This window comes from Microcystis sp. M_QC_C_20170808_M9Col (assembly GCF_007095495.1).
Taxonomy (GTDB): Bacteria; Cyanobacteriota; Cyanobacteriia; order Cyanobacteriales; family Microcystaceae; genus Microcystis; species Microcystis aeruginosa.
Genome location: NZ_SFBZ01000010.1, coordinates 1 through 15,628 on the forward strand (window position 1 = coordinate 1; position 15,628 = coordinate 15,628).

Annotated in this window: 10 protein-coding genes and 2 pseudogenes; 5 read left to right on the forward strand and 7 right to left on the reverse strand. The window is 36.2% G+C overall.

Translation table 11 applies throughout. The features are described from left to right. Positions 1 to 216: 216 nt before the first annotated feature. The 4 genes from EWV68_RS00655 to EWV68_RS00670 form a co-directional block, all read right to left on the reverse strand. On the reverse strand, positions 217 to 6,000 hold the full coding sequence (locus EWV68_RS00655) for an AAA family ATPase (protein WP_287168481.1): 5,784 nt from the start codon (positions 5,998 to 6,000) through the stop codon (positions 217 to 219). 72 nt (positions 6,001 to 6,072) lie between these two features. Continuing rightward, positions 6,073 to 7,452 (reverse strand): radical SAM/SPASM domain-containing protein, encoded by a 1,380-nt coding sequence (locus EWV68_RS00660; protein WP_061433353.1) that lies wholly within the window; start codon positions 7,450 to 7,452, stop codon positions 6,073 to 6,075. Positions 7,453 to 7,536: 84 nt separating this feature from the next. Next, positions 7,537 to 8,193 (reverse strand): hypothetical protein, encoded by a 657-nt coding sequence (locus EWV68_RS00665; RefSeq protein WP_287168483.1) that lies wholly within the window; start codon positions 8,191 to 8,193, stop codon positions 7,537 to 7,539. 23 nt (positions 8,194 to 8,216) lie between these two features. After that, positions 8,217 to 9,302: an amidohydrolase family protein gene (locus tag EWV68_RS00670; protein ID WP_287168484.1), complete on the reverse strand. Its 1,086-nt coding sequence runs from the start codon at positions 9,300 to 9,302 to the stop codon at positions 8,217 to 8,219. 306 nt (positions 9,303 to 9,608) lie between these two features. Here EWV68_RS00670 and EWV68_RS00675 point away from each other — a divergent pair, with 306 nt between their 5' ends. Beyond that, entirely contained in the window at positions 9,609 to 9,863 is a 255-nt protein-coding gene (locus tag EWV68_RS00675) for a BrnA antitoxin family protein (protein WP_002738362.1), read from the forward strand. An 88-nt stretch (positions 9,864 to 9,951) separates the two neighbouring features. On the opposite strand, the gene EWV68_RS00680 is transcribed toward EWV68_RS00675, so the two are convergent. Together EWV68_RS00680 and EWV68_RS00685 are read right to left on the reverse strand one after the other, a co-directional pair. Next, positions 9,952 to 10,167, reverse strand: a complete 216-nt coding sequence (locus EWV68_RS00680) for a hypothetical protein (RefSeq protein WP_002757627.1) — start codon at positions 10,165 to 10,167, stop codon at positions 9,952 to 9,954. Then, positions 10,164 to 10,490: a DUF4258 domain-containing protein gene (locus EWV68_RS00685; RefSeq protein ID WP_002766689.1), complete on the reverse strand. Its 327-nt coding sequence runs from the start codon at positions 10,488 to 10,490 to the stop codon at positions 10,164 to 10,166. The genes EWV68_RS00680 and EWV68_RS00685 overlap by 4 nt, the downstream gene beginning before the upstream one ends. Before the next feature lie 480 nt (positions 10,491 to 10,970). Between EWV68_RS00685 and EWV68_RS00690 the strand changes: the two genes are divergently transcribed. The 4 genes and pseudogenes from EWV68_RS00690 (at position 10,971) to EWV68_RS00705 (ending at position 15,020) form a co-directional block, all read left to right on the forward strand. Further along, entirely contained in the window at positions 10,971 to 12,338 is a 1,368-nt protein-coding gene (locus EWV68_RS00690; protein WP_287168486.1) for a hypothetical protein, read from the forward strand. Between the two features lie 110 nt (positions 12,339 to 12,448). Beyond that, a complete protein-coding gene (locus EWV68_RS00695; RefSeq protein WP_287168488.1) occupies positions 12,449 to 14,260 on the forward strand; it encodes a hypothetical protein in 1,812 nt (603 codons plus the stop codon). A gap of 222 nt (positions 14,261 to 14,482) precedes the next feature. Beyond that, a pseudogene (locus EWV68_RS00700) lies at positions 14,483 to 14,770 on the forward strand (BrnT family toxin). Then, positions 14,748 to 15,020, forward strand: coding sequence for a hypothetical protein (locus EWV68_RS00705; protein WP_287168489.1), 273 nt, complete (start codon positions 14,748 to 14,750; stop codon positions 15,018 to 15,020). The pseudogene EWV68_RS00700 and the gene EWV68_RS00705 overlap by 23 nt, the downstream one beginning before the upstream one ends. A gap of 293 nt (positions 15,021 to 15,313) precedes the next feature. Here EWV68_RS00705 and EWV68_RS00710 read toward each other — a convergent pair. Beyond that, positions 15,314 to 15,628 (reverse strand): annotated as a pseudogene (locus EWV68_RS00710) (transposase); the annotation flags it as partial.

Here is a 15,628-nt window from a genome sequence, read left to right on the forward strand (position 1 = left end):
GTGATGCAAGGGTTTTAAGAGATTCTAGCAGATTTAAGTGCATTTGGGAAGCTCTCAATCAAGCTAAAAGCCCTTTCCTGTAAGGTTTTTAGATTTATTCAGCAAACCCTAATTAAACTCAGAGAAAATCAAGCAATTGTCAGCTGTCAGTTGTATCAAAAGTACTTTATAAGTCAATATACTGGTTCAGTATAAATAAATTTTTGAACCATGGTATTAAGATAGCGATCGCTCAAGCCAATCATGATTAAATATCGTCTGATAAATTCGATTATGAACGTCCATTTTTCCATGGCGTTTTACCACTAATCCAGATAAAAATAACTCAGGTAAATAGGGATTGTTATCAATCTGTATTGCTTCTTGATGGAGGATTTGTCGATACAAGGTTAATAACTGGGGTCGGTTTGGACTTTGAAGAAGGCGATCTTGAATGGTTTTTAAATGTTCGGGTTGATCCTGCATCTCCCAATCTTGAATAATTTTTTCTGCTACTAAGTTGGCCAACCATTGTTCTTCTTGATTAGAGGGGATTGGTTGCTCACTATCCCGCATCAGTTGACAGAGTTTTTGAGTTAAGAAAGGTTGCCCTCCCGTCCAGCTTAAGACTTGTTTGAGCATGGTCTGAAGATTACTGACTTTTTCTGTTAACCCATATAATAAAGGTTGAGCTTCGTGTTCTTTAAAACTTGCTAATTCAATAGCGTTACCAATATTAAAAGGTGTTTTCTGGGGGTCAGTAATTAAAGCTGAAGGTGTGGTAGCACCAAAAAAGGCAAAAGTTAGCTCTTGAAATTGAGGTTGAATCGCTCTCTGGTTATAAAAAGAACGAATTAAAGCAAAAAAGTCAGAGACATCAAATTTTAACCCTAAAATGCTATCAATTTCATCAATAAATATAACAGTCGATTGTCTAGATTGCCGCTGATCAAAATCGTCATTAACTAGAAGAAAATTTTCTATAAATTGTCCTAATCGTTGTACAGGAGGCAGGTCTAATTGTTCACTCCACCAAGCTTTAAAAGTTTTCAATTCTTTGATTAATCCAAAACTGCGGAGCAGATCAACGGCTAATCCTTTATACCATTGTTCGGGGGTAATATTGTCTGTTCCTAGCCGAGTTAAGTCAATTACTGCACATCTAATTCCCTCCTTTTGTAATTGGCTCATCATCCGTACCATTAAGCTAGATTTTCCCATTTGACGTGCATTTAAAACATAGCAAAATAGACCTTGTTTGAGAGCTTTATAAAGATTGCGATCAGCTTGTCGAACCACATAATTCGGTGCATCCATCGGTAAACTGCCCCCCACTTGATAGACAAATTTGGGAGGTTGTTCAGCACTTTTAAGCAGGTCATTTTCAAAGATAAGTTCTGCTTGAGTTGCTTTCAGTACCTCTAAAGTATTTGTGAGTTCTTTTGTCCGTTCTTCTACTCTTTGTTCTAAGGTTTGATAGAGTCTTGAGTTATCAATAGAGATAGCAGCTTGAGCTGCTAGAATATTTAATAGTTCAACCCTTTCTGAGGTAAATGCGCTGGTTGTTAAATTATTTTCTAAATAAACAATTCCTTTTAATTGACCTTGATTGAGTAAAGGAGTACAAAGAATGGATTTAGTTTTTTTAGCCACAATATAATAATCATTGGTAAATTGACCTGATGAAGTGGCATCGTTTAAAACGATAGTTTCTTTTGTACGAGCGACATAATTAATAATGCTAGTGGGTAAAATGGGAATTGAGTTATCATGGTCGATAGATTCTATGGGAATTGACTCTAGGATATTAACCGTTTCTTGATCAATTGTTCCTTGAGCTTCAATGACCCAATTTCCTTCCTGTTCTAAAATCAGACAACCTTTCTGCGCTCCTGCATTTTCAATGACAATTTTCATTAAATTTGTTAGGAGATTTTCCAGTTTAATTTCTCCAGAAATTGCTTGTGAGGCTTTGAGAATAGTGGTTAAATCAAGAACTGCTCCATCATTACCAGTAGTTGAAATAGTGGTACTCAGTCCTTTAGATTTGTTTTCATTGCTGATACCTAATAAATATTGAGGGTATTCTTCTTCTAATTGTTTAACTTTGGCCTTTGCGCCCCAACGAATGTAACAATGATAGGCATTTCTGAGGTATAATTTCCCGATTTCTTCTCTACCTAAAGTAAAATAAAATTCAGAGGCACGTTCATAAGCTAAAGCCTCTTCATGGATAAATTCGTATTTTTTTGCTCCTTGAATGGCTTTTTCATAAAATTCTTGAGCTTCCCAATTTTGACCTAAGACTCTCGCTTTTTCTGCTTCGACTAAATCATATTTATGTTGAAAATTTGCTGGACAATGACTTGCCCATTTTGCCATATTTTTCTGATTGTTATCTACTTGTTGTAGTAATTTTCTTTGCTCATTTTGCTCTGTGTCATGATAATAAGCTAGAAAACTCAAAGATGAATAGAAATTATGTTGAGGAGAAATCAAAAATGAGTTTATAGTTGGGTTTGAAATATATTGAAGTCCTCTTTCTCCATAAGTAACTGCCGACTTGTAAATCTTAAGAAGATAAAATAATAATAGTTTAGCAAAGTAAATCAGAAAAAGTAACCATTCATTGTTAGTCTGATTTAATTGGTCTAAAACTGCATTTTCTTCTTCAGGGGATTTACCGACAAATAAAGCAATTTCTTTTTTTAAGCTTTTTTGTAAATTATTGACTATATTATAAGAAATTTCTTGGTAAAAAGAGGAAAAAGTTTGCTTGAGTTTTTTAATAACTCGATTATACTTGATATATTCCTGTTCAACTTCTTCCAAATGATAACCTCCCAACAGTCTATAAATACAATAGTCTATAGCTACATAAGAGGCAAACTGGTTATCCCCTACATCTAAACCGATTTGAAAACTCTTTAGTAACTCGTTATCGATCTCTTTATTTCTCAGATACTCTTTCCAGTGATATATACATCCATAATGTGTCTGTATAATAAGAGCTTGTACTTGACGAATATTATATTTATCGAGCAATTTAAGGGCTAATTTACCAAATTCATATCCTAAATTATAATTATTGATAGAGCCACATAATATCATTCCATAGTAGCTATATGTTGCTGCTGATTCAGGAGAATTTCCATGGTTGATAAATAAATCAATCTGTTTGAGGATTATTTTTATATGTAATAGGGGATCAGTAGTTGCCGTCGAAGACATTATTTGTTGTAAGATTTGAATGGCTTTAAGCTTATAGGGATCAGTCATAACAGGAAGGCTTTCTAAATCGTCAATTTTCCTTTTTTGTAGAATTAAATTTAAGGACTTATTAATGCTTTGATTAATATTACTTTTGCCATTTCTTCTATAAATTAAAATTCCCAGTTCTTTCAAAGTTTTTAAAGCGGTATCAATCGCCTGATCAGGTTGAAAATTTGCATAGTAAAATTCAATCTTTATCTGATATGTTTTGACTTTATCTAACATCGATTTAGCTTGGTTAATAATGATATTTGAATAAAATAAAATTTGCTGAAATTCTGTATTAAGAAAGAGAGAATGTAATTTTTCTTCATGAAGTTCTAAAGTCAATTGATACTGCTCACTCCAACTATTAGTTGTTAATAAACTGAGACCAGAATCTAAATACTTTAATGCTGTTTCATAAGCAGTTGATGCTTTAGCTTTTTTAGCAGCTTTAAGATTTAATTCTGCCAAATTATCTTTTTCTTGTTGCTCAGTAATTAGCTCAGAACCTTCATTAAGTTGATTAACAATTTCAAAAATATTGTTTAATAATTCATCGTCTGTAATGTTTTTTAGCAGTAGGCGACCAATTTGTAGATGAGTCCTTTTCTTTTCTTCCTCTGGAATTAAAGAATAAACTGCTTGCTGTACTCTGTCGTGTAAAAATTTATAGGAAACATAGTTAGAATACCCACCCAAAGTTTCAGTTTCTAAGAGTTGCCTCGATAATTCTTTTGAATCCCAGAGTAGAGCTAGTTTATAGTTATTATCTAATGGTATTACTAACCCTTTATCAAGGGCTAATTGTAGTTTTTGAGCCGTAATATGTTGAGATGTATTACTTACAATAGAAAGAGCTTCTAGACTAAATTGATTACCAATACAAGCAGCTAATTTTAGAATATTTTGAGTTTTTTGAGCTAATTTTTTTATTTTATGGGTCATTAAATCAACGACATTATCGGTAATTGATAGACTTTTAATTTCGGTAAGATCCCATTGCCAATAACTTTGCTTATTATTTTCCAATTTAGTAGAGGAAGGATTAAACATTATGAAACCATCTTGGTATAAAGAATAGAGAAACTGAGCGATAAAAAAGGGGTTTCCACCTGTTTTCTGTGTCACCAAATCTGCCAAAGGCATAGTAACTTCTATCGAACAACTTAAGGTATCAGCAATTAATTGATTAATGTGCTTCATCTGCAAAGGAGCAAGAGTAATTTTCGATACAGAAACTTGTGATTGCTGAATTTTCTCTAAAGTATTCATTAAAGGATGAATCGAACTAACTTCATTATCTCGATAGGCTCCAATTATCAGAAAATATTTAATGTCAGAATCTGATATTAATTGTTCAATTAAGTTTAAAGAGGGTAAATCTGCCCATTGTAAATCATCGATAAATATCACTAATGGATTTTCTTTTTGAGAAAAAACATTGACAAATCGTTTAAAAAATAAATTAAATCTATTTTGACTTTCACTTCCTCCTAATAGTTCAACAGGTTGCTGTTTGCCAATAATTTTTTCAACTTCGGGAATAACATCGATAATAATTTGACTGTTCTTACCCAATGCTTCCAAAATTTTCTCTTTCCAAGCTTGGAGAATATTTTCTGGCTCACCTAGAAGTTGACGGATTAAGATTTGAAAGGCTTGAGAAATAGCTGAATAAGGAGTATCTCTTTGTAACTGATCAAATTTTCCTCTAATTAATCGCCCTTGCTTATATGTAACTTGTTGGTAAATTTCATGAACTAAAGCTGATTTCCCAATCCCTGAATAGCCAGAAATGAGGATCATTTCATTGGTTCCTTGACTAACCCGCTCAAAAGCCTTCAAAAGTTGAGTAACTTCCCGTTTTCGACCATATATTTTTTGAGAAATCTGAAATTTATCAGTCAGATCCTGACCACCTAAATAAAACTGAGCAATCTGTCCTAACGTCTTTAATTGATGAAGACAGATTTCTAAGTCAGCTTTAATACCCAAGGCAGTTTGATATCTTTTTTCTGGGGTTTTTGCGAGCAGTTTGTTAATGATATTAGAGAGAGTTAAGGGAATCTCTGGAATGAGTTGATGAACAGGTAAAGGTTGTTGGGCAATATGACAATGAACTAACTCCATAGGATCGGTGGTTTCAAAGGGCAATTGATTGGTTAAAAGTTCATATAAAGTAACTCCAAGGGAATAAAAATCACTACGGTAATCTAGACCTCGGTTCATTCTTCCTGTTTGTTCTGGGGCAATATAAGCTAAAGTCCCTTCTAATTGGTTAGGAGGACAAGCTGTGAAAAATTCTTGGGATAAACGGGTGGAAATATCAAAATCAATGATTTTCAGTTGTTCGGTTTCAGGGTTATAGACAATATTAGATGGGTTAATGTCTTTGTGAATAATATTAGCCTGATGAATAGCAGCTAACCCCTCAGTTATTTTAATAGCGATCAAAAGAAAGTTTTCCAAATTTAATTTACCTTGAGATAGCAATAACTCTAAAGATCGACCTCCAAAATCTTCTAAAAACATTATCAAACTATTATAGTGTCGCTGTAAATCATAAGCTTTAACAACACTGTCTATGTTCAAAGAACGGATAATTTCATATTCCTGTCGATAACGGGTAATCTCTGAAGGAGTTGGATAATTTTCTTTAAGAATTTTAAGAATAATCGGTTGAGCATTTGCCTTAAAAATGCCTCGATAGACCAGAGAACTAGAACTTTCATAAATTTTTGTGATTAGTTGATAATCTTTCATAACTCACTTTTTAATAACGTTTTTACTTATTTTCTAGCATTTGAGCGGAAAAATGTCCATTAAACTCTTAGATCAGACTTGAGAATAAATTTCTGTCACCGTTGTGGTTAGCACTGAGTATCCATCTTTTAGTTCTTGATGAATTATTTGCGATTTCCACATCTCACAGTCTTGACAAGCCCTTCTTTTTTCTAATTGATTAAGAATTAAATCTTGTCGTAGTTGCTGGAATAACTCTCCCGACCAAATATCTTGTAAAGTTTGTTGATTATAATCCCCTAAACTTTCAATCTCTTGATCAAAACCTAGTCTAAATAAGGTTTCTATACAGTAGTAGATTTTGCCATTGGGTAAAACTGCCATTTCAAGAAAGGGGAATAAACAAGTCCAGCGCCCTTGCGCTTTTTGTTGATAATATTGGAGGTATTTTTCTACCCCTTGATTGTGTTTTTTTAGTCGCATATTATTTTCTTGATATTCAGCAATATTAAGGATAAAAACACTATTAACTTTTGATAACCAACGATTTAAAAATGCTTCTTCTTCCTCAAGATTAACATTGTAATTTCTGACAAAAGAGGTTCTAATTTCGCAGTCAATACCCAACTGATCTCTAATTCTTAACAGATCAATTGTATTGGATTCAACCTGGCTTAAATCTCCACCTCGAATTCTTAAATAAGTCTCTGGAGTCGCCGCATCAAGACTAATATCAATACTGGTTAAACCCGATTTTAACAGAGCTTTAATATAAGTTTTATTCAGAAGTTGACCATTAGTAGTTAGATGAACTTTTGGAACACCTTGCTGTCGGCAAAGTTGAATAAAGTCTATAAGTTTAGGATGAAGTAATGGTTCTTCAACACTACCTATTAAAATGGTAGTTGCTGCTTTTCCACAGTCTGCTGCTAGTTTCTCCATCATCTCCCAAGACATGACTTTTTTCTTTTGAAAAAAATCTGTAGTATGATTAGACTTTATCGAAGAACTATGATAGGGACACATAACACACTTAAGATTACAAGTGTTACCAACAACAACTCTGACATAAGAAGGTGCGATCGCTTTTCCATAATGACAACTAAAATAATGTAACTGCTCATCTCTATCTATTGCCGATAGTAAAACTAATGGAATAGGCTGAGGTTGAATAGTTTTGCTTGTTAGGAATGTCTCTATGTGGGGTTGTAATTGATGCCAAATATCACTTAATTCTTGGGGATATAAATACGCTAGTATAGGATAACTAGGCAAACCCAAATCTGAAAGAATGGGTAAAGTTGGCTGAAAGACAACAACCGCATATTTATCCTTAGCCGTCATTAGCAATTTTTTGATACTATGAGGATGCAAAGGAATATTATGGGAGGGAATCTCAAGAATTCTATCTGAAAAGATAGAAGTATTTATTGTCAGATCGGATAAAAGGTTCTGAGGATCTTTAATAATCATTTTTTGACCAATTTAACGATAAAATCCCCACCCTTTAGGTGAGGCGAGCAATTCTTATTTTTGTTCAATTAGTTTGCAAGGCTTCTAGGAACAAGTTGTCGGAATATAAGGATTGTCGGCAAAATATTTCCCTGGTTTTCGGTTTGATATCCAGTCGGACAAATCATCTGCATTTAAAGTGGCATTTCCCCATGACGGCTCAGGTGGATAGGGAATAATCATTTTAAACAACTCTGGTGCATTGTTATCTGCATCCAATATTTGACCAATAAAGCTACTATACGTCACTTCAAATAAGTAACCCAAGCTTGGGTTTATCTCTCCCAGTTCATATTCATCAAAGATTGGAAAAATATATTTATCGGGTGGATTACCTTGTGGAAAGAAGACTTGTTTCAGTAAATAAGCTGGATCAGATTCATCAACGGTTTCTAGTGGTTGGTTGGGATTAGCTCCAAACAATTTTTTGAGGTGATCAGCATTCTTTCCTTCTTTCAATCCCTGGTCTGAGGTCGGATGTTCAAAATAAGTCCTTAAGAGATTGGCCACTCTCTTTTGCTCGGCGTATTTCTCGTTATTTTCATCAGCCCATCGCCAAATATAAGCAATAATTTGAGAAACTTGTTTTGACTGTTGATAAAGACGCTGTAAAAAACCAATGTGTGGGCATTCCCCTTCCATTTTATTAGCGGCTTCAATAACTTTTTCTGCCTTGTAGAATAAGCTACGAGTTTCAAACATAACTGTGCTTCCTTTTTGAGAAATTAAATTGAACAATAAAATCGCTGAGGATTTTCCCAAACGATTTTTTTAACTATCTCCTGAGATAAGTTGTCTTCAAGTCCTATAACTTTTTTTACCCCATCAGCCTGATGATCCATGTGAGGATAATCAGACCCGAAGATTAAGTTATCAGAACCGATAAAATCAATGACCTGAGCCAAACAGGGTTCAGAGGGTTCCACTGCAATGTAACACTGACGGCGAAAATACTCCGATGGTAATAATTTTACCCGATCTTGGACTTCCCAATGTAAATTTTTATACTCTTCGTCAAGCTTCCATAACCAATAGGGAAGCCAACCACACCCTGACTCTAGAAACGCCACCCTCAGCCTCCGATGACGTTCTAAAACCCCCCCTTCAATTAAGGCTAACAGTGCCATCATTTGTTCCATCGGGTGAGAACAAGCATGAAGCGCAAACCGACTATTAAACCGCTCTGCACCAGTGGTGGGTAAGCGGCTATGAGTGCCTTCATGAATTCCTACAGCCATGTCCAAATCCTCGCAGGCCGTCCAAAAGGGTTCATAGGCTGGATCGCTCAAAATTCTGCCTTTAACGGGGTTAGGGCGCAAAAAAACCGCCTTCCAGCCCAAGTTCGCCATGCGGTGTAGCTCTTTGACCATATCTTCGGGATCGTGTTGATTGACTGCAGCGACTCCTTTGAGTCTGGCCGGGTCATAGCTACAATATTCTTCTAATAACCATCTATTATAGGCACGGACAAAAGCCCCCATCACTTCAGCAGGTAGGCTATCAATGGCAAATAACCACAGTCCATAGGTAGGATAAATAAAGGCAATGTCTACCCCCATTTGTACCATTGCTTGAACATGGGACTCTGAGTTATAGCGATTGAGATAAGCATGGGGATGAGCTTGCCTCATCTGCTTATTCCCTTCTGCTCGGACTTGTGGGGAGATTTTTTGACTAATCGGTTCTCCTTTGATTTTCATGTCAGCAGAAGGGGCAAATTCCCTAAATTTAGGTTCTAGGTATTGTCCCCACATTGCGGGGGGTTCAATGACATGGGAATCAGCATCAATAATTTTGTACCCGTTGAGCATAGAGGTTTTTTGGCAATTTTCTACCTAAATTATATTTGATTGGGAAAAAGCGATCGCTTTTTTGCGGCTTTCTTTTCATCCCCTAAAACTCCATGGATTGATTGGGTTAAACTTGATACAACACTTTATTAAACTTAACGAATGGAAGCGATTGAATTTAAAATGATTCTTCATCATGGCACAGTTGTCATTCCCCCTGAATATTCCTCTAAGTGGGAAGGTAAGGCGATTCGTGTGATACTTTGCGGGGTGAAGTCATTCCCTTGATTTCCGCTCGTCGTGCTACAAAACAAGAGAGAAAAACTTATGAGAAAGGAATATGATTTTTCTAAAGGAAAACGAGGGGCGCTCATTTCCTCTCAGGGAAAAACACGCATTACCATTTATCTAGATGATGAGATTCTAGCTTATTTTCGAGAACAGGCTGAAACCGCAGGAATGGGTTATCAAACCCTAATTAATGAGGCTTTAAAACAATATATCCAATCTCCTTCTGAGCGATCGCTCACTCAGTCCGATTTACGTCGTATTCTTCGGGAAGAATTATCAGCCCTCCAATAATGTTGCTTGTGATAGTTAAAAGTTAGGCGATCGCTGTCTGTTTTCAAGGATTGCGATCGCTTTTTAATTTTTTCTTGTCAAAGTTTAGTTAAACGGTAAGAGGGGTAATTTTGTAAAGATGTGCTAAATTGGAAGCTTTTTGTAGATCACCTTGACGAAGGGCTTCTCGGACATCATCTAATTTTTGAGCGTCTTCTAATGATAAATAGGGCGACCATCCTTCGGGAGTCTCAATCAGTTCGACTTCCACTTCAGCCATGTACTCTCCAATGTGGATGAGTTTAATGTGAGGCTTTTTTGTCATAGTTTTCTCCTTGTAAAATCACTTGACCAACGTGCTGGATCAGGTCTATAGGCAGTGACTAGAACAGCAGGCGATTCGGTATTCTTGGCTATACCCCAAACCACATGAACGGGTTTACCCTGACTATCTTTCTGTAAGACTAGCACACAACGCCCTTTAGGATATTCCGGGTAATCTTCGAGAATGACAGCTTCTCTAATACCTGTTATCACATCCCTTACCAGAATACCGTCATTTGCTAGTTCATCGTAGCCATGGGCTGATATTTTGACTTGCCCACGGGAAAGTAAAGCCAGAACTAATTGGAAGGTTATACTCATCATCTAATCATAGCATCTCTTTATTCAAGGAAGAAGGCGATCGCTGTCTGTTTTCAAGAATTGCGATCGCTTTTTTGATGCCTTCTTTTCATCCCCTAAAACCGCTACAAGTCAGAGGTTAAAAGGGTTTTGATGATTTTAGTCGCCAGATTAATTCATTAGTTCTACTTTCAGGGATGAGGGAGTCATACCATAAAGTGACCCTTTAAATCTAATACAAATCTAATATAAATCTCATATAAAAGTTAATATTCTACTCAAAAAAACCTATTAGAAAAGTATTAACTTTAGAGATTGCCATTACCACAAATAAAACTTATTCTGGTATCAAAGGTGATTAAACAAATCACTTTTAACCCCAAAGACAAGGCATTTTGCTTAAGGCACTATGGCTAACTCGAAAATTTCACGAATAGATTTTTGAGAATGTCTTGAGGGTGTAAAAAACGACAAAACTCTCAAATATAACGGAGAAAATTTATCATGGCTTTAACTTCTCAAAATGCTTGGTCTGCATATGCTAAAGCGATATTAGATCAAGCCACTTCTGGACAGTTCGATCCGAAAACTCAGACTTTTTCATTGGCAGGACAAACGCTTAATGTTGATTTAGCCAATGCCGATACAGAAATTATTAATGCCAACGTTTTTGAGATTGGTAATACTATTCCTGCCGCTGGGGGGGCCTACACACCATCCAGTAGCTTGATATCTTCATATTTCTCATTTCTCAATTGGATCAAGCTCGAAGGAGATCCTAATCCCAACTTACAAAGTCAAATTAATCTTGCTGCTAGTGCAATACAACCTGCTCAAGACAATTACATCAGTGTTCAAACTAAAGCAGTTGCTGCTTGGACTGCCTATAAAGCAATCGATTCAGCAATCTCTTTTCCAGATTATGTGCGAACCCAATACCCTACCTATGGTCAGGCAAAATTAGCATTGGATGCGGCACAATCAAAATATAATAAACTAATGCAACAGGCGTATGGTCCTGACTATCAGACCATTGTTGCTGCACAAGGTAAAGCAGATTTTGATGGAGCGCAAGCACTCTTAAAAAATACTCTGAATATGCCCGTAAAACTTGGTAGTTCTGCACCAGCAGGGAGTGGTGCGCCCGTGCTTCCCGGTCAAAATCCACCCACCACACCAAGTTCATTGATTTCAACCTATGCTCCCGGATTCACACTCGGTTCAGCCTTTACGGCAAAGTACCAAGAATGGCAGACATACAGTGTACAGCAACCACCTGTTTTTAATGGCTTAAAGATTCGTTTGGATGCTTCATCCAGTGCGGCAAACTGGAGTGATTTTGGTTGGAGTGCAGCAGCGAATGCTCGTTTCCCTGTTGGATGGTTTACTGCTGTCTATGTCTCTGGTCAGGCATCCTATAAAGAGCAGACCTTCGATTATACTGCCAGTAATTTTTCCTTTGAAGTCGAGTTTTTAGGATCTGGTCTCTTCCCCATCTTTTCCAATCTCTGGTTTGATCTAGGCATCGTCAAAAACTATGGTGATAGCCTTCGTCGAGGTCATCCCAACTTTTTCAGTGAAAATGGAACACTAGCACGAATTCCGGCTCAAGTTTTGATTGGTTTTCAGCCCAAAATTACCATGACAGTCTCTGCTAGTGACTACTCAAATTTCAAATCCCAATTCCAACAATCAGCCAATATTGCTTACAAGTTTGGACCATTTACGATTGGAAGTGTGAGCGAGTCGAGTTACTCGGATAAATCAAAGGTTACTTTTAACGACAGTAATAATTCCTTTACAATTGGTCCTGTCGTATCTACAGTGCCACAAATCATCGGAGTTCTCTGTAACAAGGTAACTATTTCATAGGAATACACACCCTTGATTGGATGTCTATCAGATAGGTTGAATTTAATCTACTCGGATAGACATTCAATTCAAATAACATGATCTGAATTCTACCAAAGAAGAATATGATAATGTCTAGTAACTTTTTTCAACAATACGCTATCAAATTACTTCAATTAGTAACTAATGGTAATTTTGACACAGAAACTCAGTTTATTTCTTTGGCTGGAACAACACTGGTTGTTGATCTTGGTAATGCAAATTCAAAGATCATCAACAAAGAAGTATTTGACATAGGGAATGCTATTCCAACTTGGAGTACCCGATACTCCTCTAACAATAGTTTATTAACTAGCTATACTCTTTTTCTCTATTCTATTGACTTAGACGGGGATCCTGATCCTCAACTAGATAGCGAAATTGAGAAAGCCTATAACAGCCTGATGGACTCACAAAGCAAATTTAATGATATTGATACTCAGGCCAGAGAAAAATACAATACTTATAAAAATCAAGCAAGCGAAAACATTACTTTTGGGGATTATATTAATCAGTTTTACCCAGCTTACAGTATAGCTAAAGATAGTTTAAACGCTAAAATTATCCAATATGAAGACTTAATGAAACAAAAATATGGTGATGGTTACTCAGTCATTGCAGAAGCTAGAAAAGCAGTAAGTCCTACAGGGGGAGCAGCCGACATAACAGATAAAAATTCCTATAATATGCCTATTATTACAGGATCTCTAGCATCAGCAGGGGGAACGACCACGTTACCCGGCCAAACTCCACCCCCACCTGATTCTACATTAGTTGAAAGTTATGCACCAGCTTTTTCTATTGATGGTTTTACAACCAAGTATCAAGAATGGCAAGCTGCAAGTGCTGATGATAAAAAAGCTGGCTATACAATTACTATTAAAAAAAGTAACTCTGTTATTGATTCAGAACCATATTTTAATGAAATTCCGTTTGATTTTTCTACCTTTCCTAATTTTCTAAATTTTTCCAATTCTGACAGTGACGATAATTGGTGGGATGAACAATTTGAATTGACGATAAGTTTTATCGGTTTGGCAACATTCTCTATCTCACCTGGGGTATGGTTTGATAAAAGTATCGTGTCAAACTATTGTCACAAACTTAAGTCTGATTATCCTTCATTTTTCGGAAAAAATGGTTCAATGAGTCTCCTACCAACTGAAATTATTGTTGGCTTTCAGCCACAGATCAAGCTTAGACTTAATAATAAGGCTTACCAGTCGGCAAAAAATTCTCTAAATAGTCAAAAATTAATTACAATAGGCTCGTTTAATATTGGGAGTTCTCAGTGCTCAACCTATGGAAGCAAATCCGATATCTTGTATGAAGATAGTGGCAACACAATTACGATTGGTCCAGTCAAGAGTACCTTGCCTCTGTTGCTAGGTGTGACCTCTACTAAACTAGGTTTATTATCACCAAAAACCCCCATATCTAAATCTGTTCAGTTTGGTGATCAATTCTATTTAAGAAATCAAAATGGTCAATATATCGTAGGTGCAGATAAATCTTTGGGATTAAATGGATCACAATATTATCCCAGATTGGGAAACACAGGTAAAATTGCCTTAGAATTTACAGGTGGGATAGGCAATGTTGAGAATGGAATGATTGTTCAAATCAAATCTACTGAGGAATTTGTCGGTAAATATAACGTCTTGGGTGCTTGGACAACCCCAAGCTGTTATTACTACTCTACTGAAACAAACTATCAACAACAAAATTGGCAAATTTTTAAAAATAATCCTAATGATAAACTCATCCAAGATGGGGATCAAGTTTATTTTAAGAATATATACTATAAAGACCAGAATCTTGTTAGTAATGGTCTTTATTTAACCACTAAAAAAGATGTTGATGAATTTTGGATTATTGAAAAGGTTGAGGATCAAGATAGCTAAATTGCGATCGCTTCTTCTTCTCGATTGGGTTGAAACAACGAAAATCAACACTAATAAAGGTGTGTTACTGCGGTGACACACCTTTTACTATCAGCGGCGATCGCTTATATATCTCTCTATTAATCAAACTTTGGGAAGACGCGATCGCACAGAAAAAATTGTTATTAGGCCATCAGGATATGCTATAATGGGGGGTGTTTCAGTTGGCAAAGTGGCAATGATTTGGAACTAGCATTTGAATGGGATAAACAGAAAGCAAAAATAAATCAAAGAAAACATAACATTTCTTTTGAAGAAGCATCCACCGTATTTGATGATCCCTTAGCTGTAAATTTCGATGATCCTGACCATTCTACAGGAGAGAATCCCTATCTTATAATAGGTTGATCAGATCAAGGTAAATTTCTATTTATTTCTTATACGGATCGTGATCATAAAATTCGTTTAATTAGTGCAAGATTAGTTACACCCAAAGAAAGGAGATATTATGAACGAGAAAATCCAAGATGAATTAGAAGATGACTTGCGAGAAGAATATGATTTAAGTCAACTTAAAAATCCTGTTCGCGGAAAATATTACCAACAGTATCGGGAACGTCATAGCGTTACTATTCATCATGAAGATGGAACAAAAACGGTTGAACATTTTCCAGCGCAAAATGATGTAATTATTCTTGATCCTGATGTTAAAAAGTATTTTCCTAATTCGGAATCCGTTAATGCTACTTTAAGAAGTTTAATTAAATTAATTCCTCAATAATAGCTGATTTTACGGAATGCGATGGCATTTTTATATCCTCTACTAAACTGCGATCACATATCTTTCACTAAAAACTTAGAAAAAGTTGCGTTAAAATCGAATGATAGCCTCTAACTTGTGAGCCGATCTTGTAGCGACTGTCTTGATTGTCAAGGTAACTCAAAAAACAATCAAGGAGTTGCTGTCGAACCTAAAATCTCAAGCCAGAAAAAAAGCGCAGCAAAAACTAAGTCGCTCAGGTTAAACCAAAGCCAGCGCAACCCTTGATTAGAGATAACAAAAAGTGTGAATCTCTAGGAACAAGGTGGTAAATTGTCTGTTGCTGCCAAGGCTGATTTTGGCGAACCATTGCATTAAGAATAACTAAGATTTTCCGCACACAAGCAGTCACAGCCAGTTTTTTTGATTTACCGCCTCCGACTAGGCGTTCGTAAAAGGCTTTAATCACCGGATTATGACCCATAGCTACCACCGCCCCCATGTAAAGAGTCGCCCGAATCTGAGCGCGACCTCCCTGAATCATCCGCTTACCTTTATGTTGACCACTATCAGGATTAATCGGCGCAACACCGACTAAGCGAGAGATTTGTTTGGCGGTTAATTGACCG